The 20,715-nt window shown below is 46.1% G+C and carries 21 protein-coding genes and 2 tRNA genes; 2 read left to right on the top strand and 21 right to left on the bottom strand.

From position 1 onward, the window contains the following. Positions 1-255: 255 nt before the first annotated feature. The 6 genes from QUA80_RS26535 to yqeK all read right to left on the bottom strand — a co-directional run bounded on the left by QUA80_RS26535 (position 256) and on the right by yqeK (position 3,441). Positions 256-332: transfer RNA gene (locus QUA80_RS26535), tRNA-Met, on the bottom strand. A 74-nt stretch (positions 333-406) separates the two neighbouring features. Then, a tRNA-Met gene (locus QUA80_RS26530) sits at positions 407-483 on the bottom strand. Positions 484-603: 120 nt separating this feature from the next. Continuing rightward, positions 604-1,557, bottom strand: a complete 954-nt coding sequence (locus QUA80_RS26525) for an asparaginase (protein ID WP_333427983.1) — start codon at positions 1,555-1,557, stop codon at positions 604-606. A 181-nt stretch (positions 1,558-1,738) separates the two neighbouring features. Beyond that, positions 1,739-2,248, bottom strand: a complete 510-nt coding sequence (locus QUA80_RS26520; protein WP_333427982.1) for a CGLD27 family protein — start codon at positions 2,246-2,248, stop codon at positions 1,739-1,741. A gap of 2 nt (positions 2,249-2,250) precedes the next feature. Continuing rightward, the gene (rsfS, locus tag QUA80_RS26515; RefSeq protein ID WP_333427981.1) at positions 2,251-2,670 is read right to left on the bottom strand and encodes a ribosome silencing factor; all 420 of its coding nucleotides are present in this window, start codon (positions 2,668-2,670) and stop codon (positions 2,251-2,253) included. A 138-nt stretch (positions 2,671-2,808) separates the two neighbouring features. Further along, on the bottom strand, positions 2,809-3,441 hold the full coding sequence (gene yqeK / locus QUA80_RS26510) for a bis(5'-nucleosyl)-tetraphosphatase (symmetrical) YqeK (protein WP_333427980.1): 633 nt from the start codon (positions 3,439-3,441) through the stop codon (positions 2,809-2,811). 580 nt (positions 3,442-4,021) lie between these two features. Here yqeK and QUA80_RS26505 point away from each other — a divergent pair. Then, positions 4,022-4,192 (top strand): hypothetical protein, encoded by a 171-nt coding sequence (locus QUA80_RS26505; RefSeq protein WP_333427979.1) that lies wholly within the window; start codon positions 4,022-4,024, stop codon positions 4,190-4,192. A 144-nt stretch (positions 4,193-4,336) separates the two neighbouring features. Here QUA80_RS26505 and QUA80_RS26500 read toward each other — a convergent pair whose 3' ends face one another. The 15 genes from QUA80_RS26500 to bchL form a co-directional block, all read right to left on the bottom strand. Then, entirely contained in the window at positions 4,337-5,605 is a 1,269-nt protein-coding gene (locus tag QUA80_RS26500) for a WcaI family glycosyltransferase (RefSeq protein WP_333427978.1), read from the bottom strand. A 164-nt stretch (positions 5,606-5,769) separates the two neighbouring features. Further along, entirely contained in the window at positions 5,770-6,207 is a 438-nt protein-coding gene (locus tag QUA80_RS26495; RefSeq protein ID WP_333241818.1) for an ATP-binding protein, read from the bottom strand. Next, entirely contained in the window at positions 6,204-6,527 is a 324-nt protein-coding gene (locus QUA80_RS26490; RefSeq protein WP_333427977.1) for a hypothetical protein, read from the bottom strand. Before QUA80_RS26490 ends, QUA80_RS26495 begins: the two co-directional genes overlap by 4 nt. Before the next feature lie 222 nt (positions 6,528-6,749). Then, a complete protein-coding gene (locus QUA80_RS26485) occupies positions 6,750-7,748 on the bottom strand; it encodes a sugar transferase (RefSeq protein ID WP_333427976.1) in 999 nt (332 codons plus the stop codon). 373 nt (positions 7,749-8,121) lie between these two features. Then, positions 8,122-8,790, bottom strand: a complete 669-nt coding sequence (locus QUA80_RS26480) for a DUF3318 domain-containing protein (RefSeq protein ID WP_333241813.1) — start codon at positions 8,788-8,790, stop codon at positions 8,122-8,124. Positions 8,791-8,963: 173 nt separating this feature from the next. Continuing rightward, positions 8,964-10,592, bottom strand: a complete 1,629-nt coding sequence (locus tag QUA80_RS26475) for a DUF2079 domain-containing protein (RefSeq protein WP_333427975.1) — start codon at positions 10,590-10,592, stop codon at positions 8,964-8,966. A 26-nt stretch (positions 10,593-10,618) separates the two neighbouring features. Then, the gene (locus QUA80_RS26470) at positions 10,619-11,395 is read right to left on the bottom strand and encodes a polysaccharide deacetylase family protein (RefSeq protein ID WP_333427974.1); all 777 of its coding nucleotides are present in this window, start codon (positions 11,393-11,395) and stop codon (positions 10,619-10,621) included. Positions 11,396-11,446: 51 nt separating this feature from the next. After that, complete coding sequence (locus QUA80_RS26465; protein WP_333427973.1) at positions 11,447-12,115, bottom strand: glycosyltransferase; 669 nt, start codon at positions 12,113-12,115, stop codon at positions 11,447-11,449. An 857-nt stretch (positions 12,116-12,972) separates the two neighbouring features. Beyond that, positions 12,973-14,028, bottom strand: coding sequence for a hypothetical protein (locus tag QUA80_RS26460; protein ID WP_333427972.1), 1,056 nt, complete (start codon positions 14,026-14,028; stop codon positions 12,973-12,975). Between the two features lie 461 nt (positions 14,029-14,489). Further along, complete coding sequence (locus QUA80_RS26455; protein ID WP_333427971.1) at positions 14,490-15,128, bottom strand: glutathione S-transferase family protein; 639 nt, start codon at positions 15,126-15,128, stop codon at positions 14,490-14,492. Positions 15,129-15,234: 106 nt separating this feature from the next. Next, the gene (locus tag QUA80_RS26450; RefSeq protein WP_333427970.1) at positions 15,235-15,600 is read right to left on the bottom strand and encodes a type II toxin-antitoxin system HicB family antitoxin; all 366 of its coding nucleotides are present in this window, start codon (positions 15,598-15,600) and stop codon (positions 15,235-15,237) included. Next, complete coding sequence (locus QUA80_RS26445) at positions 15,572-15,841, bottom strand: type II toxin-antitoxin system HicA family toxin (RefSeq protein ID WP_333084657.1); 270 nt, start codon at positions 15,839-15,841, stop codon at positions 15,572-15,574. The genes QUA80_RS26450 and QUA80_RS26445 overlap by 29 nt, the downstream gene beginning before the upstream one ends. A gap of 84 nt (positions 15,842-15,925) precedes the next feature. Continuing rightward, positions 15,926-17,335, bottom strand: a complete 1,410-nt coding sequence (locus QUA80_RS26440) for a ferredoxin:protochlorophyllide reductase (ATP-dependent) subunit N (protein WP_333427969.1) — start codon at positions 17,333-17,335, stop codon at positions 15,926-15,928. A gap of 479 nt (positions 17,336-17,814) precedes the next feature. Continuing rightward, positions 17,815-19,254: a DUF5331 domain-containing protein gene (locus QUA80_RS26435; RefSeq protein ID WP_333427968.1), complete on the bottom strand. Its 1,440-nt coding sequence runs from the start codon at positions 19,252-19,254 to the stop codon at positions 17,815-17,817. A gap of 34 nt (positions 19,255-19,288) precedes the next feature. Continuing rightward, on the bottom strand, positions 19,289-20,155 hold the full coding sequence (gene bchL, locus QUA80_RS26430; protein WP_333427967.1) for a ferredoxin:protochlorophyllide reductase (ATP-dependent) iron-sulfur ATP-binding protein: 867 nt from the start codon (positions 20,153-20,155) through the stop codon (positions 19,289-19,291). 155 nt (positions 20,156-20,310) lie between these two features. Between bchL and QUA80_RS26425 the strand changes: the two genes are divergently transcribed. Further along, a complete protein-coding gene (locus QUA80_RS26425; RefSeq protein WP_333427966.1) occupies positions 20,311-20,550 on the top strand; it encodes a hypothetical protein in 240 nt (79 codons plus the stop codon). The last annotated feature ends 165 nt before the right edge of the window (positions 20,551-20,715 follow it).

Genomic DNA, 20,715 nt, shown 5'->3' with positions numbered 1-20,715 from the left:
TAATCATTTGAGGGTTTGATAATTCTGAATCTCTTTGAAATTAAGTTCGATCGAATATCTGCGGAATGTGGGTTATACCTATATAAAAATACAAATATACGGTAGGGACACAGCACTGCTTTGTCCTGATGTTTGTTGCCGCTTAAAATAAACTGCTTTCAATGTGTCGAAGAGGCGATCGCAGACCGCATCAAACAGAGAATATAAAACAAACCCCAGCAACTTTTAGGCTGCCGGGGCTTGTCTTGGTTAATTTGGTGGCGGGAAGTGGATTTGAACCACTGACCTTCGGGTTATGAGCCCGACGAGCTACCAGGCTGCTCTATCCCGCGTTGCTCGATCTCTCTTGAGTGGTTCCCAAAAACAAAACCCTGAAACCTTAAAGATTACAGGGTTCGCTTGCATTTGGTGGCGGGAAGTGGATTTGAACCACTGACCTTCGGGTTATGAGCCCGACGAGCTACCAGGCTGCTCTATCCCGCGTCGCTTTTTCTATTCATCTAGTATAAACATATCTTTCTGAAAATTGCAACCCCTAAATCAAAAAAAACTTTTTAGATGATGGGAGGGGTTGCTGAAATCGGCGAGCGAGTCTCGATCGCCCTAAAGCATCGAAACTTCCCCGATTACCTCCAAGCGCTTGAATTCGCTGAGAGTGAGGTAAGTTTCCGCCAGAGTTTCGGCGATAGTCGGAGTAATCCACCCCAACTGCTTGAGCAAGTGAATCGCCACAGCAAATTGAGCGCGCTTTCCCCCATCCGTCACCTTAATTGCCAAGCCCATGCCTTCGCCAACCCGGCCAATGCACTGCACCCCTTCGGCGCCGGATTTGCTCACCAATTCCCCTTGAGTCAAGCGCATCAGTTCCGTGTCAAATTTGCCCTCACCGGCAACCATTATCGGGTGGTGAGTCATAGCGCGGACAATCCGTTCCATATCCACATTGTTCCCGGAGGCTAACTGAGCGTACAAAGAGGCCATTTGCCCCAACTGCAACAGATAGGTAGGAGCGCCGCAGTCGTCGCGAGCGCTGATAAACTCTTCGGCAGGCATGGCGAGCAAGTCAGCTACTTTGCCCAAAATAAGCTGCTGGACGGGATGTTTCCGGCGCAAATAAGTTTCCAGAGGCCAGTGGAGTTGCTGGCAGACAGCCAGCATTCCCGCGTGTTTGCCGGAACAGTTGTGTTGCAGGGGGCTCTTTTTGCCTTCAGGAATCGGGCATTGAAGTTTAGATGGGTCAATGTCGCAGCGCCACAGGACGTTAAATACCTGGCGCGATTGCTCGATCGTACCTTGATGGGAACTGCAAATAATCGCTAAATCTCGATCGGTCAATTCGTAGCGTTCTAAAGTCCCAGTCGCCGTCACCGCCAAAGCTTGAAAAGGCTTGAGTGAAGAACGGACAAATGAGGCCGTTTCCGAGTTACCAGCAACCGACAAAACGCGGCCGCGGTTGTCACAGACAGCAGCTTGGGCGCGGTGCCTCGATTCCACAATACCTTCGCGCAGCAGTGTGACTTCCAATTCGGCAGCTTGGGTTCGTTTTCCCCTTGTCATATCAATTTTAGATTTTAGATTTTAGATTTTAGATTGGGGCTGGTGGAAGTTATGAGTTGCGAGCTGCCAGTTACGAGTTGTAAAGTTAATCTTTCTGCGATCGTTTCTGACTCATGCACCCCGTGTGTGTTGTTGGCAGTGCGCGGCTATCTCAAAACTCAAAACTCCCTTGCATTCCCGATTACAAACAACTCCAAATTAGTCCCCCGGCAACCAGCAATACTGTCAAACCATAAAATGTCTGCCGCAGACGCCTGAGAATTGGTTCTAGTTGGTAGTTGACAATCAACTGATCTTGAAGCAAAACTTCGGGAGTTTTAGGCCAAGATTGACAATCGTACCAACCAGACTCTTCGTAGACGACCGTGGGATTTGAAAGGCGCGATCGCACGTAGAACCAACCCAAGTAGAGCCGCAGCAAAGCTAATCCTAGAATAAAACCGGCACCTGCAGCACCGCTGAGGGCAAACTGAGCTGGATACTTGAGGGGAGCAAAGCTAGAAGCAGCTATCGGCCCCGATACCAAGCAACTCCAAGCCCAAACCCAAGCTAGTTTTGCCAGGTATCCGGGCCAATTGAGTGTTACCCAGCTAAAAAACCAGGATTCTTTAAGTTCTTGGTATTCATTGATCGGTCGCTGTTCTTGCGGAACCGGACAAATAGAAGCAGAAACGTTTTTCACATTAGCCATCCTCACCGCGCGGGGGAAAAGTCAATGCGTTCGGCGTGTCCCCAGAACGCTTCTAAATTGTAGAACTCCCGCTCTTGAGGCTTCAAGATGTGAACGATCGCGTCGCCGTAGTCCATGACTACCCAACTGGCGTCTGATAGCCCTTGTGTACGCAGTGGCAAGCGTTGCCATTCTTCTTCCACTTGGTCTGCTATTGCTTGGGAGATGGCTCGTACCTGCACGTTGGAAAATCCGGTGACGATCGCAAAGTAGTCTGCCAAATAGCATACTTCTGACACCCGCAGCAATAGAATATCTACTGCTTTGCGGTCCTCGGCTGCTTGGGCAACGGTCATGATCAGGCCGCGAGCTTCGTCTGGTGAGGTGCCGTCCGTTGCTGTAGACTGAGCCCTGGAGTATTCGAGTTGAGTTAGATCTGACATTAAGTGTTTAAGTTCCTAATTGATACGGCAAGGAAGAATGGGTGCGCTATTGGCTTTCGGTTGTTGGCAGTTTGAGGCGGGAAAGAGGAGTTAGGTTGAAGCCAAAAGTAAAGACAGAATTGCTAGTGAATTTTACTTTCAACTTGTGATTTGTTCGATCGACTTCTGCGTCGAATTTCCTGTTTCCGGCGATCGAGCCATCAGCAGCGCCCAATTGCGGGTAAGTACGGTGCGGGGGTGGATGTAGCAGCGAGTTTCTAGCAAATATTTAAGAGAATAATCGCTAGTTTGCCACACGGCTGCATAAAGATTTTGCCAGCTTGCCTCGCGCAGTGCTTCTAGTTCGGCTGTGTTGCCGCGGCTCGGCTCTATAGTGTCTGCTATGAATACGGTACAACTGAGCTGGCTCATGTTTGGTCTGCCGAGGGTGTGATTGGCGATTGCCTCCAAAATTTCTCGATCGACCACCCCGAATTCGTCTCTGGCGACGATCGCGCTCGCGTCTGCGTGCAGCAAATGCGGGTGTGCTTCCAACACTGAGTCTAACTCTAAACCTTCCTTCTGGGCCATTTGCAGCAGCAGTTGAGGTTTAAAGTATTTTGCCAAATCGTGCAACAAACCTGCCGATCGGGCTTTAGCTTCGTCGAGGCCGTAATGGCGAGCCAAGTCACCTGCTACCTGTTCGACTCCCAGAATATGTTTGATGCGGGCAGCAGGAACGCGGTCACAGAGCCAAGCTAGGACGTTTTCGCGCGCGGGTACAAGTGTCAAATATTAACTCCTAAATTGTAGGATCTCCTATTTTAGCGTTTTGTTTCGATCGGCTGTTGTGTCGGACTGACTGGGGTGTGGTGATATCTGGGATGGGGAGGGCGAAGGGGGCGAAGGGGGCGATCGGCTGTTTGAATACATTATCTTTTCTAGTAACTGCTTGAATATTTTAGGACTTACGTCAGGAATCATTTTTTACACTATCTGTAGCGGTAAAGTGCGGTGTACATCGCCCTACAGGCATGGTCTGTGCGTAAGTCCTGTATTTAAAACAGTTGCTACCCGAACAATTAGTCTAATGGAGTTGGTATTGGGAACATCTCACTTTTGCATCAAAGCTACAAATTAGAGTTTTGAGGCAGGAGGCAGAAGGAAGGAGCCAGAACGAAGGAGCCAGAAGAATCATTTTTACAAATATGAGATGCTCGCTTGCTATTTTTGGTAATTATCTGATTTTTTATATTTTATATTTTTAGTTAGTGCCATCAAAGGTTTTTTTGTCGTCGATTCGCTCTAGTTTATCTGGGGATTTTTACGCTCTTGTTTTTAACAAAGGCTTTCCCTAAAAATCTCAATCAAAATGGCTGTAACTAAAACTAAAAGTCAAAATTATTTTTCAGGAATCAGCATTTTACTTTTTATCGGGGCAGTCATAGCTGTCTGGATGGCTGCGGTGACAGTTCCGGTTTTGGTATGTGGGGGAATTAAATCGCTCAACCCTCACTATTTGATTTTTTTGCATTTATATTAACGAACGTTATTGCTGTAGGTTCGGAATATCTTTTGGCACTGTCAGCAAGAGCGGTTTCAAGCACTTATCTTATTAAGAACGTTATTGCTGTAGGTTCGGAATATCTTTTGGCACTGTCAGCAAGAGCGGTTTCAAGCGCTTATCTTATTTTGGCAGCGGTGTCAATATTTTCTCAGCATGACTCGCTGCAACCGCCGCAAATAAAGCTTCATAATGATTCAAAGCTTCCTCAAATCCGTAATTCTCAACAGCATAATTTCTGCCTTGCTCGCCCAACGCATCCACCTTAGCAGGGTGCAGGTACAAATCCTCAACAGCATCAGCCAAAGCCTGCGGATCTTCCGGCGCTACCACCACCCCGCCACCGCTTTGCTGCACTGCTTTCTGGGCCGTACCAGTTTCGGGAACAGACGCCAAAATTGCCCGACCGCTGGCTAGAATTACTTGAATTTTTGAAGGCATATTGAAGTTAGTAACGCGGCGCTTTTGTACGACTAAACTAACATCAGCAGCAGCTAACAATTCCGGCAATTTTTCTCGCGGTTCAAATGGCAGCAACATTACATTATTAGCTTTGTAAGTTTCGCAATCTTTTTGCAATCGCTCCAGTGCTGTTGATTCCCCCACAATTACAAAAGCGATTTCGGTTAGGTGTTTCAAACGAGCCGCTGCTTGGACAACTGTTTGCAAGCCTTGAGTGAGGGCAATATTGCCAGCATAGAGAACGACAAATTTGCCCTTGAGTTTGTGAGTTTCTCGAAATGAGTTATTTTCCTTGGGTAAGGGGCGAATGAAATTGACATCAACCCAATTGGGAACGCAAACTATTTTTTCGGGGGGTACTCCCTGAGAATGCAATTTTTTGACAAAACCGCTGTCGATGACGCTGACTTGGCTGGCTGTGCAGTAGGCCAACTTTTCCAAAGCGTCAGCAATACGAACTAGCAGTCCGTTTTTTTTGACCAAGCCGACGCGCACGGCTGCTTCTGAGACGATATCCTGAACGTTGAGGACGATCGGGCAAGCGCGAATCCAGCCGTAAAAGGCGACTGGGACGCAAATCGGTAAAGGGGGCATTGTCGAAAAAATCACGTCGGGACGCCAGCCTCTGAAGGCTTGGACGGCGCTGGAGGCGACAAAACTGCCGTCTAGCAGGAGTCGGTCTAGCAGGCTGGGGTGAGGGCCGTTGACGCGCAGGTAGCTGCGTTGAATTGTCACGCCGTTGTGTTCTTCGGTGAGGTAAAATTTGCCCTGATATTGCGGATAAATCCGGCGCTGGGGATAGTTGGGCATTCCTGTGACGACTCGTACTTGGTGGCCGCGCTTGACTAGGCCTTGCGCTAGTTCTGTCATCAGGGGGGCAATGCCGATCGGCTCTGGATAGTAGTTATAGGAATAAATTAGAATACGCATAATATTTAGTTTGAAGCAAATTGTCCTGCCACCGCGTGCATCGAGCCTGCACCCGCAGAATTCCAGAGGATGTGCTTGGGTTCCTGGTAGCACAACTGGGGGCGGCGCTGTGACATTCCACTGGAGCGAAACAAACCGCCCTGGCTCGGGCGGGTCTCGCGCCATCAGGTAAGGTTTTTGCGCATTACCAGGCAGTTGCGGCGATCGTCGGTACGGATATACCGAAGGTCGTCTGTGAGCTTGTACATGAACACCAGTCCCCTTTCTCCTTCTCTGTCCAAGGGATCGCGCTGCTCTTGCATGATCGAGTGCAGCTTTGCTTCGAGGTTGAACGGTTGACCCCTGTCCCAAATCCTAATTTCTAAGTAATCGGCAAACACTTTTACCTCAATGTCGATCGGCGTCGCGGGGGGCAAGTTCTGGTGAGCGTGGCGGACAGCGTTTGTAAAGCCTTCGTTGATTATCAGCCGACACTGCCACCAGAAATCCGCTGGCAGCAGCGGCAAAACGATATTCTCCAACCATTCCAAAACGGATGTTAAAGCCTTCAGGTCTGTTTCAACCTGAAGGTGCGACTCGGCCTTTGGTTGCTTGTCTTTCATCTTTCTTCCCCCTGGTCGGTTCCCACCCCCGCTGTAATCAGCGCAGGTGGGAGAGGAAAAGGAGGGCAAGGTCTTGGCAACATATTAGTTAAGTCAAGCTTGAGTTGAAGAAGCCCGTTTTGCCTCAAGGTGAGCATTCCTTTCGCACCATTTACTCGCACAGGAAATGAGAGACTTCCGATACTGTAAACCGCCTCGGTAGGGCGTATAAATAGCGAAAATTCCAGAGTCAGCTTGCGAGGGTTGGTTTGAGCTTCGACTGCTAACGCAGTCGGTACTTTTCTAAACCCACCTGAGTTAGGGTCGTCCTCAAAAACCATGCTGGGATTATTCGAGTACGACCTCGAACTCGCAAATTGCTAATTAATGCTCTGATTGCAGAGCTGGCAACTAGCTACGCATTTTCTTCGGTGTGAATTTTAACACTTAATGCTAGCGTAGGTATAGCTACCGATCGCCTGTTTGAGTAAGTATCGAGTTCGAGTTTCCGCCGTCCGTCGGCAAGAGTACCTAAAAGTTTAGCGGTGGGTTGTTAACCGTTCCTACACAGCGCCGCTATTTTTGTTAAACAGGACTGTTACGGTTTTAACAATTAGTTTCAAGTCATACATCAGGCTCCAGTTTTGTTGGTATTTTAAATCTAAACGGATGACATCTTCAAAATCGCGGACTTGAGAGCGACCGTTGACTTGCCATTCCCCTGTCATCCCGGGTTTGACATCCAAACGCTGCCACTGAGGGACTTCGTAGCGCTCAACTTCGTCTGGCGTAGGCGGTCTAGTGCCGACTAGACTCATTTCGCCTTTGAGCACGTTCCAAAACTGCGGCAGTTCGTCGAGACTGGTTTTGCGCAAGATGCGCCCGACTTTGGTAATCCGCGGGTCGTTGTCATTTTTGAAAAATGCACCAGAAGCTTGGTTTTTGATTTGGGCTTTCATTGCTTCGGCGTTGGTACACATCGAGCGAAATTTCCAAATCCGAAATTGTTTGCCCATCCAGCCACAGCGGGTTTGACCGAAAAATATCGGGCCTGGATCGTTGATAGTGATAGCGACAGCTATGGGTACAAGCAAAATTCCTGTAATCACCAAACCGACTATTGCCCCAACGATGTCTATCAGCCGCTTCACCCACGATTGCACTGAGGGGTGGGTCATCGGTAGCTGATTGTCCGAGGGGTTGGTCTCTGTGGGGGTTGAGGTTGCAGAGGGCTGCTCGATCGTCAGCACTTGATCTAGACTGGTGAGAGCAAATACTGCCATTACCTGCGGCTTAAGGCTGCGGAGCACTAAGTCGCTATCCCGCTGTTTGGCAAATTTCAGATTGCTAACTAAAGCACCGATCCCGCTACTGTCGATGAATGTCGTCTGACTGAAGTCTAGGACAATCTTGCTGGGAACGGTGTTTCCAGAGAAAAGTTGCTGGCAGGTTGTCTTGAAGTTTACGGCTTCAAGTACGCTCAAGCGCACGGGTATGTGAACTGAGGGAATCTCGTCCAAGTACGTAACCCGAAAATCTGCCTCTGGGGTTTGACTGACCATGAAGTCCTAGTTTCAAATTTCAAGCTGATGTCTTTAGCCTATTCTGTCCTAGCAGCTCCACCTTAGGCTAGCTTTATACAAACTTTACAAAAACACCTTAAAACTTGCCCGCCGCGGGTGATATCACAGCCAAAGATAGACTTGAGTCTACCAGTCAAAGTTTTGGCCCAAAGATTTTTGAACGCAATCGCTGCCAAACTTTGACATCGGAATCAAGATTTTTGTGGATTCAGACCGATTAATCTGGTCGTTAATAATTTTCGTGCCTGTCTTGCAGGGGATAGCGACCGCAGTTAACAGCTAACAGTTAATAGGAAAGTCAAAAGTTAACTGTTAACTGGAAAACCCCCGTACCAAGCGTCGGGGGATAAGATTAAGAATTGTAGACGTTTTCTGACTGAGAGGTTTCGCGGGTGATGGGTTTGACTTTGGCTTTGGCTTTGGCTGCGTTGCGTTTCAGGGCCTGGAGACGAGCTTCGTATTTAGCCCGCTGCTGTTTTTTGGAGGTTTGCTCGATTAAGGTTTTTAAGGCGCTGCCGAGGCTTTTGTAGGCGTTTGGGAGTGTGTAGCCGAAGCGGGTGGCGAGGGCGAGGGCTTTTTCGTCGGCGTCTACTGCTTCTTTTAAACTTTTCTCTCCGTTATTTTTTTGGTACAGTCTCCAACCGGAGACACCGCACAGGGAGAGGGCCAGTATCAGCAGCAAACCGTCTTGCACCCAAAGTTCGCCGACGGCACCGCCCATGCCAATGGCGAGGGCTGCCATTTCCCAACCGTCTCTGGGGATGGTGTCGTTTTGGATTCTGGCGACTTCGTGCCAAAATAGGAGGTTGCGCTGATCCATTGCTAGCTGTTCCCAGCGGATCAGGTCTATTTGAATTTCAACCTGGTCTTTGCCTATTTCTTCGCTGCGGATCAGGGTGGGATTAACTTCTATTGTTTTTTCTACTGTTACCCAACTTTGGAGTTCTGGGGGCAGTATGTTTTTCAAGCGCCGGATCTCACTCATCTCGGCTCTTGCTGTAGAGGTTGCATAGGATGTCATAGCTCCGGCCTATTGATTTTCCAAAGGTTAATATGTGTCTATTTCTGGAGTATAGCAAACCTTGAATCCAAATACAGTCTAGCAACGGGGGTCGATCGACCAATACTTGCAATTTTACTTGGTTTTACTCTCTGGGGGCGATCGCAACTGCCGACTCGATCCTTGACTTTCGACTATTTCATCAACGGTTCGATTTCTTGCCGCAATTTCGACCAAGCCGACAAAACTTCCGGCTTAGAAGTTATGCCTTTTTGAACTAAAACAACTCCGTCCAATACTTCAGCAATTCCGTACAAACCTAGCCGTAGAGCTTCATCGGTAAAACGCACTCCCCCCCGAACTCTACCTCTGTCAAGGGGAACTTTTAAATTGTTTTGCTGCAACTGCCACAAATCTAACAGCGCATAATCGACATCGACTACTTTTCCCTCTTCGTCTTTCATCTGCATCACTTCTAAACGGATGATGTTCCGGCGGCCCGAAAGGTGGGAAACGATATAACCGCTGGTAGAAACGCTAGCATCTTGGGGAATCAAACTTAAGACTTTTTTGATATTAGCTGCGTGTCCGAGTTGAGCCGGCAAAGACTGATAAACCCAAGGTTGAAAAGAATAAGGAGAGATGAAATACAAAGCTTGATTCGGATTAGAAGTGTACGTAAGCAGTATTGACAGACCGATACACCCAATCCAGAAGCGGTGGAACCTGGGTTTGAATTTATCTTGATGTTGCGACCACCACAGGATTGTACCGTAAAATAACCCCGGAATTATAGCAAATGTGTAGCGGGTGTTGATAGAAGTAGCTGCCTGATTAACAACTTGCAGCAACACAACCAGTAAAGGAAAAACAGTCATTAACCAGGCGCTAGGAACAATCGCAGGTACAAATGCTAGCGGCAACCAATGACCTAAAAGATATAAAATTCGCCTACTTGCATCTTTAAAAAATACTTCAATTATGAGCTGAGGTTGACTGATAATCGCCCAAAGCAGTTCTAGTGTTGACGGGCTCTCGGTTTTGACAAATTTTCTAAAGTAATTAGCTAAGTACAAGCGGGAATTGTCAGCCGAAAACATCGGCATGATTCTATTAGTTACGAACACCACGTAGCTAAAGCTGAGAGCGCACAAAGCTATGCCGACGCGGGGGTAGCGCCGACTGACAATTAAATACGCTCCGATCCCAAACAAGCTAATTCCAGCATCTTCGCGAGTGCCTAATGTTAAAACTGCAAACAGCCAAAATAGCGACCAGCGCTGCTTTTCTAATGCTAGGAGCAAGCTAAATATAAATAGAGGAATTTGGCAATGTTCGTAAAAATTTCCCAGCGTCGGCCCGATGACACCATTTGCTCCGTAATAGCTGGCTACTATCATTACCGACAGGGGAACAGATAGATAGTGTCTTGCTAAGAAATACAGCACTATTCCGGCTGCTGCAATTAAAGTAACTTGCAAAACTATCAGGGTAATGGGGGATGGGAATAAGGCATAAATCGGCATCCAAATCAGAAAATCGATGACGAAGTGTTGTCCTAAATGGATATAAAATGGGTAGGAAAGTTGTCTGTCCATCAGCGAGGCGCTGGAGGCCGCTGAGGACAGTGAACCTTGAAAAAATTTGCCGTGTATGCTATTCCAAAATACTTGGTTAAATAAACCGTGATCGTAGGTGGCTAATAAGCTTTCGTAGCGGATTACGCTAAAAATTAAAACTAATATAAAAAAGATGGTTGCTAGGATTGTAACTTGACGCAATCCTGTTTGATTGTTCCAGTAGTAGAGAGGTTTAAATTTCATACTTTTTGCTGAACCCGATATTTGCTCTAAGGTTGACTGAAGTTGTGCTTAAATTCGGAAATAGAAATAAATTTGCCTTGGGTTTTCAGCTTTGTGAGATATTTTTCGAGTTTGTCAAGCATTTTTATGCCTGAGTCTTTTTTGACGTATCCGGGTAATTTAAACTGGGAAATATCTGTGAATTCCCAGGGGTGAAAGTAGATGTTCAGATAGGAGTCTGTTTCTAGGGTTAGTTGGGTTGCTAATTCTATCATTGAGAGGGGGAAGTTTTTAAAGCTCAACCAAAATAAGGGAAATCTGATCAGAGGAGTGACTGAAATGGGCAGGTTGAGCAGTTTATTCGTATAATATGCAGTTCGGGGTTTAGATAGGTTGTTGTATCTGCCGGGGATGTAAGTTGGATTCATTGATGAGTTGTATTCGTAGCCTGCTTTTTCTATTTCTGCGTCGTCAACGGGCTGAAGTCTTGCCATCCTGAATCCAGTGATTTCAGTATTAGTTATTTGTTCTAAGGTTTGTTTAGATTTGTGTAAATCTTCTAGGCAAAATTGAGAGTGGTAAAAGCCGTGGGAGGCGATTTCATGGTGTTGTGAAATTTCTCTGATTGTATCTGGGTTGTGGAGTGCAAAGTTAGCTGTAACAAAAAATGTGGCTGTAATATCTAATTTTTCTAGAAGTGCAATAATCTTTGACAATCCTCGGTTAGAAATTTCAAACTCGATCTCGGATTCCAGGGGTTGACCGTATTCTTCGGGGATGTCAAATTCTTCTATGTCAAAGCTCAACAAGATTGATTTATTCATAGTAGCCTGCGCGGTCGTTGGCTCTAATTTTAAATAAGCATATCAGCATTTTTAGGGAATCTTTGAATATATTGACTTGGGAATTTTTGTATAGGTGTTGCTGGCAAAGTTTGGCTGGAATTTCACCAATTGTATATCTTTTTTTTTTGCTAAAAAAAGCAGTTCTGCATCAAAACAAAATCCAGTAAGTGTTTGGTTTTTAAATATTTCTCTAGCTGGTATTTTGTTAAATCCTTTGAGTCCGGCTTGCATATCTCTATATGGTAAATCGAGAATTTTTCCAGAAATGAAGTTAAATATTTTGCCTGAGATTTTTCGGAGTAAGGTAAGATTTCGGAAGTTTTCTCGTTCGAGATTTCTGCAACCAATTACGACATCAAATTCTTTTAATTTTTTGACCAAGAGTTCGAGGTGTTCGAGGGAGTAAGCTAAGTCGCCATCCATGAAGCAAATGCAGTCAGCGTCTACACATTCGCTGCCTTTCTTGACGGCATATCCTTTGCCTTGACGGTGGCTGTAAGAAATTAGTTTGATGTGATGTGTGGGGAAATTTTTGAGTTGGTTTTCGAGAATTTGCAGTGTATTGTCGGTCGAGCCGTCATTAACAATAATAAAATTGTAAGCATGATTTTTTTGAGAAAATTCTAAAATTCTATCAAAGGTTTGGGCTATGCACTTTGCTTCGTTGTAAACAGGCAGAATTACCGCTATCTTGATCATGGCTGTTCGATCGGGCTTTCGGTCAAATATGCTACCACCTCCGGAGGTAAATCACAACTAAAAAAACTACAGAAAAATTTTTCCAGATAAAATTTTTGGCGGGGAGAGGTATTGTTAACTGCAGATCGGAAAATTGACTTCAACTTCGCCTTGAAAGTGCAAAGACGAAATTGGAATTTTTGGAACCTTTGAACAGCGGCCACTTTTGGGGTTGGAGGGTGTTCTCGAAATTGCTGCGGTCGATCGCCCATAGCGGCTAATCTATCTCAAATGATGATTTTTGTGCCAGCGGGCGATCGCCACTCATCTAAGACGACTTGTCAAGTGCGAACGGAGGTTGGGGGATAAGTGCGATCGAGTGAAATTTTATCATGCGGGAGTTGAGCCAGCTTATATTTACGGAAAACGCGGGCGATCGACAATCTAGATTCTCCCAGCAGCGAAGCCAGAAAAACCCTCATACTCCCACCCGAACTTTTTACCTGATGAGGTTGTAATTGTCAATGTAAATTATTTAGGTAACAAATTGCCGGAGTATTTTCAACCAGGTATTACGCTTATAAAAAAAACACATTATTAGCTTTTTACTAGCATTCATCCTAACTTACATCACTTATCAAGTAATCTTAGAAACCATCACAGTAGAAATTCCCAGTTTCCGCTTTCACGATATACTTTACCTTCAAAATTGCCAGGAAATACCGCCACTGTGGCGAAACTTTTCCCGCGACTACAGCCAGCGAAAATAGGAATCTTTTTTAGAGCATTTAGTCAGCCATAACTATTGGTTTTTTTTATCCTAAAAGCTTGGCGAGTTTTTCATGGTAACTCCCAAAGTTCGGTGGCGAGTGAATAGATTAAAGTGACTTCAAAATGCCGCTTTCCAACTGATAAATTGCTGCCATAATTCCGCTTTCAGGATTGGTAAGCAGGGACTTTTTGACATCTTTCAAGTATTCTACAATGTGTTCCCGCAAAATCGGTCTTTCTACTTGGACTGTGTGATTGTAATCCCACAAATCCCAGATGATAATTCCGATGCCAACAATCGGGTCGATTAAACTTACTCCCAACTGACTAGCAACTGCACCGCCTGTTTTTGTAGCTACCTTGGCGGCGGCTTTGCTGGCAACTTTTGCGGTAACTTTACTACCAACTTTAGCTGCTACTCCCAAAATTAAGGGTTTAGCAATTAAGTAGCCGCTGCCCCCAACTAATACTTTTAATGATAAATTCGAGACGTTTCCTTTGTCGCTAATTGTGGTGGCAATATCGTTCAGATATTTGTCCCACTGTACTTGCGGTATATTATAATTATTTTGAACTACTTTCACATTTTTGCTAACTTCTGATATATACAAATTAGCAGTATCTTGAGTGATTAATTGAAATCGCAGTTGAGCGTTTTTGGGAACTAGCACGCGGTTAGCAAATTCTCTTTGAAAGTCTTCGGTTAATTTTTCGGAAACAGCACGAGATGCTGCTGTCATGTCAAATCTGTTGAGTACGGCAGATTTCACGAAATTAAAAGGTACGGTAAACTCCATCTTTTTTTGAGTGAAGTAATCGAAGTACCAATCGAGGAAACTATTGTCTACTCGTGCAATTACTTCGCTTTCCCATTTATCCAACTCTTTTGAGGCGAAAGTTTCGGCTGTTGTATGGGATTTTTGGATGGCGTTTTTAATGTCTTGGTTGACTTTGCTAAAATCGTGCGGCGGCGAGACTACAACTGCTGTGGTTCCGGTATTTGTTAGTGACTGGGAAATTAGAAAGTTACCGAATAGGGGAATGATGACTACTAAAATTACGATCGTCCAAATCATCGGTGTCACTGTTTTGATAAACTGACCGATAACTCTGAGACGTTCTGTTTTCTCTGAATAGCTAATTTTTTCCTTGTCTTGGCTCATGGCGGTTTCTCAACTGATGAGAGTTGGGCTAGTTCCGATTATAGGCGGCGCTTCCTGAATTGTGTTACGGGCGCGTGGCCTGGGATTCTGGAACGGTTGGGGAAAAAAAGCATGAAGCGGAGCTATCCGTTTCGCGAATAATAGGGAATCGCCCATTTTTTATTCTTAAACTGCATAGAAGTTAAAGTGCTAGGATTCTTTAATAGATCTCAAGGCAGGTATCCAACTTGATACTTAAACCGGACAATAGGGCGCTGCGATCGACTGCTATAAGATGTCTTATACTTAAAAAGTTTATTCGGGTGCTCTCAACAAACAGATCCCGATACTGTGCGATCGTTTGGCATCCGACGCAGAGACGGATTGTAGGTTTAGCTCGCCTACTAGAACTCTCGCCGGCAAGCGGGCATTTGTGCCGGTGGTTTGAGTTAGCAGTTGTCAATATGATAGCCTGGCTGGCATCAAGAATCGACCTTGGCATAAAAGTCTTCGTCAGCTTGCTGGAAAGCAGGGCGAGCCATCAATTTTTCAGTGTAAGCCGTTAAAATTGGCTGATTTTTCAGCATTCCCAATTTTAAAGCCCAGACGAGAACTCCGCCTGCAATAATATCAGCTATAGTAAATTGGTTTTCGACGAGGTAATCTTGATTTTTGACTGCATCTATGAGTGGTTGTGAAACGCGGTCAAACCATTCTTGGGCTTCCGGCGCTGAGCATTCTTGGGCTACTTTCTTGGGCAGCAATTTCTCTGGCAAGTGAGGCAAAACATTAAACATGAATTTTTCAACGGGGGGTTCGAGCGTTGCAACTGCATAAAAGAGCCACTGGTAGTAATAGCTTCGCGCTGGTGTCGAGAGTGCTGGCGCTAATTCTTTTTCTGGATATCGGTCAGCGAGGTAAGCACAAATGGCAGCAGACTCGAAGATGGTAACATCTCCATCGATTAAGACGGGTACTTTCCCATGAGGGTGCAGTTTTCGGTATTTTGGTTCTTTCATCACAGCCATCGTTGGTTTTACCAATTCGTAAACAATCCCCATCTCTTCCAAACACCACCGAGGCCGAACTGCTCTTGTTGTAGGAATGTAGTAAAGTTTCATAGTCTATAAAATTTTTTTTACTTATGTTAATTTTTCATTGTTTTTGACTTCAAATCTAAAATCTCAAGTCTAAAATCTCAAATCGATTGACTCCGAGGGTTAACTTTTAGCCTGCTTTACTTAACAAAACCAGAATGTACTGATCGAGAGTAACTCCTTCCCTTTCCGCTTTTTCTGCTAAACTCAAATGTAGAGATTTAGGAATCTGTAAAGATAGACTTCCACTATACTCAACTTCCGTTGCAGGTAAAGGAATCTCATCGCCGCACTCATAAGCAGTCTCTATCCACAATTCCCTAGCTTCCTGAATATTCTCCATCGCTTCGGACAAAGTTTCACCCTGAGACATACAGCCAGGAAGGTCTTTTATTATAGCTGTATAACCTTCAGGTTCTGGATAAAAATTGATAGGATATTTCAGGCTCAAGTAATAATCTAGGGATTTAAGCTTGACTTTCATCTTCTGATTCATCGCTCCATTCCTCTAACTTCAATAATGCCACAATTTGCCTGACGTAGACTCCTTTTACCTTCTGACCGCCCTTTTTAGGGACTGTAATCTTTAATCCATCGGCATTTCGGAAAGAATGGTGACTTCCTTTCGATCGCTTCTCTTCAAAGCCAAAAGCAGTTAGGATATAGCACACATCGTCAAACCGCACTTCTGGTGGATTTGCTAAAAATTGTTCTACCAGTTTTCCTAACTTGCCCATAATTTTTTATGGATGCTTATACTATTATAATAAATAAGGGCGGGCATTGCCCACCCTCGCTAGGAATCAGGTGTAATTCAGAAATTAAACCTTCGCTTCATTCTTCACCAAATTACCCCAACCCAAATCCTTCAGCGAATTATTCCGGCGCAGCGGACGAGTCACCAACTCCAAAATATCCCGCGCATTACCAAAGCCGTGAATCTGAGCAAAAGTAAACTCAACAGACCACTTAGTATTAATCCCCCGCGCTTCCAAAGGATTAGCGTGAGCCATACCTGTAATCACCAAGTCAATATTCTGCTCGTAAATCCGCTGCAACTGATTGTAATTGTCTGGTTTCTCCACAATCCGAGGAGTAGGAACTCCCATCTCCTGACAAGTCTTTTCTAACAACGCCAACTCGGCCGCCTGATAGCGCTTGTCCATGTAAGGAATGCCAATTTCCGGGCAAGTCATGCCGCAGCGAATCAAGAAACGTGCTAAAGAAATCTCCAGCAAATTGTCTCCCATAAAGAAGACAGATTTGCCGCGAATTATTTGCAGGTAATCTTCCAAACCAGCCCAAATTTGCGCTTCCCGTTCGTCCAAACCTTTTGGTTCAATTCCCAACACTGAACAAATCTTTTCAATCCAAGCGCGAGTTCCGTCAGGGCCGATCGGGAATGGCGCACCAATTAGCTTGCACTTGCGGCGGCGCATCAACGTAGAAGCAGTACGCGACAAGAACGGATTCATGCCAGATACATAATAGCCTTCTTCCAAGACTGGCAATTCAGTGTAGCGCTTGGAAGGAAGCCAACCAGAAACTTTGATTCCTTGCTTCTTCAATTCTAAGGTTAGCTGAGTGACAACCGGATCGGGCAAAGAACCGAAAAGTACCAGCGGTGTGTGCTTGACATATTCCGATTCATCTGCTGCAACTTCCTCTTTTTTCTTGCCGAAATTCAGCAGTTGAGAGATAGCATTTCTTTCTTGCTTCTGAGATTCCATCACGGGCGCTTTCTCAGGACATTTAGCAGCCATTGCCGCTAAAACGGTATCTTCCCCTTGAGTAAAGGCGTAATCCAAACCGTTAGCGCGCGCTGTGACGATGGGAATGCCAATTTCGGCTTCGAGTTTCGGCGCTAACCCTTCCAAGTCCATTTTGATGATTTCGGTGGTGCAAGTGCCGATCCAAACAATTACACTGGGGTTGCGATCGCGCTTAATTTGCAAGCACAGCCGCTTCAACTCCTCATAATCGTTTAACTGAGCGGAAATATCGCCCTCTTCCAACTCAGCCATCGCATACCGAGGCTCAGCAAAAATCATCACGCCCATTGCATTTTGCAAGAAATAGCCGCAAGTTTTAGTACCGATGACCAAGAAAAAGCTATCTTCAATTTTTTGATAAAGCCAAGCTACGCAGCTAATCGGACAAAAAGTGTGATAATTGCCAGTTTCGCATTCAAAGTTTAAAGCTTCGGGTTCATTAGTAGTAATAGCAGTCATATCTCAAATCTTCTCCCTTTAAATTGTTTTTCGTCTCGAACGGGACAGGCTCGCTTAGCGAGGAAATATCTGTATTTTTCGATCGCCTCGCTGCTCTCGCGGACGAGAGAAATAGGTTGTTTTTCCTCTCAAACGCGAACAGGCACAGGAGCGAAAAAAAATTTGTTTTTTGCGATCGCGCTTTCGCAGCCAACAATAATAGAAATACCTGATTTTGGGCTAATTCCTTTGAAAAATAGATGCAACAAACTCAATATTTCCGCAGCCGCAGCATCCAAAATTTGAGCTAAAAAATTCTGTGCGAGGGCATATAATCCCTCACAGCAGGGATTTAGTTTTCTTCAACTCGCTCAGGCAAAAAGCCTTTTGGCAGTTGTGAGTTTGAGCTACTAATTAAAAATTAACAACTCGCAACTCACAACTAACAAATAGAGCGGGAAACTTCATCACTAGGAGAGACTCGGGCGATCGCAACAACCTCACTTAAAATCAGATAAAAAGCCGGAAATTTCTTCATCCTCATCGTCGGAATCCAAATCGCCGAGACCTAGAGCATCTAAATCATCTTCGTCAGGATCTCCGGTAGTTGCTTCCCCCAGATCGTCAAGTCCGAGCTCGTCGAGGTCATCCTCATCCGATACAGAGAAATCGTCAATACCGTCTTCGTCCAAGTCGCCCAGATCCATATCTAGGTCATCTGAGGTCGGTGCCCCAAACGGATCGGGTATTTCTTCGGCGACAAACTCTGCATCTTCTTCCCCAAAAGGATCGGATATTCCCGATTCGAGCTCCCCAGAGGTCAAAGTCCCAAATTGTGAGGCTTCTTCTTCCTCATCGTCGAGGTCGAGACCCTCCAAAGCCGAGGCTTCTTCTTCCTCGTCATCGTCGAGGTCGAGACCGCCCAAAGCCAAGGCTTCTTCTTCCTCGTCATCGTCGAGGTCGAGACCGCCCAAAGCCAAGGCTTCTTCTTCCTCGTCATCGCCCATATCAAAGTCAGATACGGCGTCTTCCTCATCGTCTTCGAGACCGAAGTCAGATACGGCGTCTTCCTCATCGTCTTCGAGACCGAAGTCAGATACGGCGTCTTCCTCGTCGTCTTCGAGACCGAGACCGTCCAAAGCCGAGGCTTCTTCCTCGTCATCGCCCAGGTCTAAGTCGGAGACAACTTCTTCCTCGTCATCGCCCAGGTCTAAGTCGGAGACAACTTCTTCCTCGTCATCGCCCAGGTCGAAGTCGGAGTCAGCTTCTTCCTCAAACTCCTCAAAGGATTCCTCCTCGGAGCTCAGTGCTGACGCTGCTGCTGCCAGACCTGCGACTCCGGCGACTCCGGCGACTACTCCGGCTGCTGCTAAGGCCGCACCGCCTAATTTATTAGATTTGGCATCAGCGGGTGCAGCTTGCTCGATACCTGCTGCGGGTGCAGCTTGCTCGATACCTGCTGCGGGTGCAGCTTGCTCGATACCTGCTGCGGGTGCAGCAGTTGCGGTTTGAGCTGCTGCGGGTGCAGCAGTTGCGGTTTGAGCTGCTGCGGGTGCAGCAGTTGCAGTTTGAGCTGCTGCGGGGGCTGCTGTGGCTGCTGCTGGCGGTGCTGTGACAGCGGGAGATTGGCCTGCCGTCTGTGGCTCGATATTTGAGGGCATACCCAGCGCCAGGTCGGGGTCAAAATTTAGCCCCAACACTTCGATCAGGCTGTCTGCATCCGGCTTGAGTTTTGAGAAGGGCAGCATTAATTGCTGGAGTTCCGGCTCCAGGGCAGCCGCAATTCCCAGGATGAGGTAAGAAACAGGCCTTTTCCCGCCGTCGGGTGTGGCGACCGTGTTGTCAGCCGTCATGTGCAGGAGCAGCCAAGCCCGATTTACCTGGTAGTAGTCCAACCACTTCTGTTTGAGAGCAACTGAAAAAGTATCAAAAAAAGCCATAACCTCTTTATCCTCATCCTGATCGCTAGACCTATTAAACCATCATCAGGTCTAGCTCATCTTCCTCCTTCTTGACCACAGGTTGAACCGGATTTAGATAAAAATCTGAAAGCAACGAGAATAATTCGCGATCCGGCAAGTCGTTGGGCACTACTCCTTCGGGTCTTGCCAAAATCTGGTCGGCGATGTTGAGGTAGTAATCGCAGACGTAGTTTAGCGAAGAATCGGTCTGGGCCATTTCAAACAAAGTTTTGCCTTTGACACGAGAAACGCGGATGTCTTCAATCAGGGGCAGCACTTCCAGCACTGGCATGGGTACGGAGTCTACGTACTTGTCGATCAAGTCGTGCTTTGAGGTGCGGTTGCCAATTAAACCGGCGAGCCGCAACGGGTGAGTGCGGGCTTTTTCGCGGACTGAGGCGGCGATGCGGTTGGCTGCAAATAAAGCGTCGAAGCCGTTGTCGGTAACAATCATGCAGTAGTCGGCGTAGTTCAATGGGGCTGCAAAACCGCCGCACACTACGTCGCCGAGCACGTCGAACAGGATGATGTCGTATTCCTCGAAGGCATTGAGTTCTTTGAGCAGTTTGACGGTTTCGCCTACTACGTAGCCGCCGCAGCCAGCTCCTGCGGGAGGACCTCCTGCTTCTACGCAGTCAACGCCACCGTAGCCTTTGTAGATGACATCTTCGGGCCAAACGTCTTCGTAGTGATAGTCCTTTTGCTGAAGAGTGTCAATAATTGTGGGGATCAAGAAGCCAGTGAGGGTAAATGTGCTGTCGTGCTTTGGATCGCAACCGATTTGCAAAACTTTCTTGCCGCGCTTGGCTAGGGCAACAGAGATGTTGCAGCTTGTTGTCGATTTGCCAATTCCACCTTTTCCGTAAACTGCGAGTTTCACTCTTTGTTCTCCTATAGGTTTCTATCAAAACGATCGGGGCTGGAGTTTCACGCTTTTTTTCGATCGCCCAACTGCACCCAACTGCAATAGCCCAATTGCAGTCCCCGACTGCAATGCCATTCTTGTGAATTTGGGAGTCGGCGCAACTTAGCTTGTTGAAAGCATTATTAGCTAACTTGCGAGGAAAAGAAAGGGGGCGACCAAATGAAAATGCTAGTAAATTTGTTTATTTTGCATCTTTGGGGATATTAGCTTTTTTTTTGAGTTACCAATCTATTTTTAGAATTTTTTTAGATTTTAAATTGCTTTTAGAATACTTTGTTTATATAAAGAGGTACAAAAATAAAACAAAAACTAACTTCTCAAACAATCTCGGCTTTTGGCTTTGGGGCTAGGATGCAGGCAGTTGATGGCTTGTGCGGGTAACTTGAAGCGGCACAAATGGCCTGGTCGATGAGGCAAACTCCAAGTGAGTTGGGCTGATTTGGGTCTGGGGAGGGCAAAGTTATAGGATTTGAGATTTGAGATTTGAGATTTAAGATTGGGAAAGATTGATTTTG

It is taken from the genome of Microcoleus sp. F4-D5 (assembly GCF_036704885.1).
GTDB lineage: Bacteria > Cyanobacteriota > Cyanobacteriia > Cyanobacteriales > Microcoleaceae > Microcoleus.
The sequence above is the reverse complement of the archived record's forward strand: the minus strand, read 5'-3'. Positions and strand labels throughout refer to the sequence as shown.

Coding starts and splice junctions, on each gene's coding strand:
- QUA80_RS26525 (WP_333427983.1), bottom strand. CDS start 1,557: ATGACAAGGGGAAAACGAACCCAAGCTGCCGAATTGGAAGTCACACTG.
- QUA80_RS26520 (WP_333427982.1), bottom strand. CDS start 2,248: ATGGCTAATGTGAAAAACGTTTCTGCTTCTATTTGTCCGGTTCCGCAA.
- rsfS (WP_333427981.1), bottom strand. CDS start 2,670: ATGTCAGATCTAACTCAACTCGAATACTCCAGGGCTCAGTCTACAGCA.
- QUA80_RS26505 (WP_333427979.1), top strand. CDS start 4,022: ATGGCTGTAACTAAAACTAAAAGTCAAAATTATTTTTCAGGAATCAGC.
- QUA80_RS26500 (WP_333427978.1), bottom strand. CDS start 5,605: ATGCGTATTCTAATTTATTCCTATAACTACTATCCAGAGCCGATCGGC.
- QUA80_RS26495 (WP_333241818.1), bottom strand. CDS start 6,207: ATGAAAGACAAGCAACCAAAGGCCGAGTCGCACCTTCAGGTTGAAACA.
- QUA80_RS26490 (WP_333427977.1), bottom strand. CDS start 6,527: ATGGTTTTTGAGGACGACCCTAACTCAGGTGGGTTTAGAAAAGTACCG.
- QUA80_RS26485 (WP_333427976.1), bottom strand. CDS start 7,748: ATGGTCAGTCAAACCCCAGAGGCAGATTTTCGGGTTACGTACTTGGAC.
- QUA80_RS26480 (WP_333241813.1), bottom strand. CDS start 8,790: ATGACATCCTATGCAACCTCTACAGCAAGAGCCGAGATGAGTGAGATC.
- QUA80_RS26475 (WP_333427975.1), bottom strand. CDS start 10,592: ATGAAATTTAAACCTCTCTACTACTGGAACAATCAAACAGGATTGCGT.
- QUA80_RS26470 (WP_333427974.1), bottom strand. CDS start 11,395: ATGAATAAATCAATCTTGTTGAGCTTTGACATAGAAGAATTTGACATC.
- QUA80_RS26465 (WP_333427973.1), bottom strand. CDS start 12,115: ATGATCAAGATAGCGGTAATTCTGCCTGTTTACAACGAAGCAAAGTGC.
- QUA80_RS26460 (WP_333427972.1), bottom strand. CDS start 14,028: ATGAGCCAAGACAAGGAAAAAATTAGCTATTCAGAGAAAACAGAACGT.
- QUA80_RS26455 (WP_333427971.1), bottom strand. CDS start 15,128: ATGAAACTTTACTACATTCCTACAACAAGAGCAGTTCGGCCTCGGTGG.
- QUA80_RS26450 (WP_333427970.1), bottom strand. CDS start 15,600: ATGAATCAGAAGATGAAAGTCAAGCTTAAATCCCTAGATTATTACTTG.
- QUA80_RS26445 (WP_333084657.1), bottom strand. CDS start 15,841: ATGGGCAAGTTAGGAAAACTGGTAGAACAATTTTTAGCAAATCCACCA.
- QUA80_RS26440 (WP_333427969.1), bottom strand. CDS start 17,335: ATGACTGCTATTACTACTAATGAACCCGAAGCTTTAAACTTTGAATGC.
- QUA80_RS26435 (WP_333427968.1), bottom strand. CDS start 19,254: ATGGCTTTTTTTGATACTTTTTCAGTTGCTCTCAAACAGAAGTGGTTG.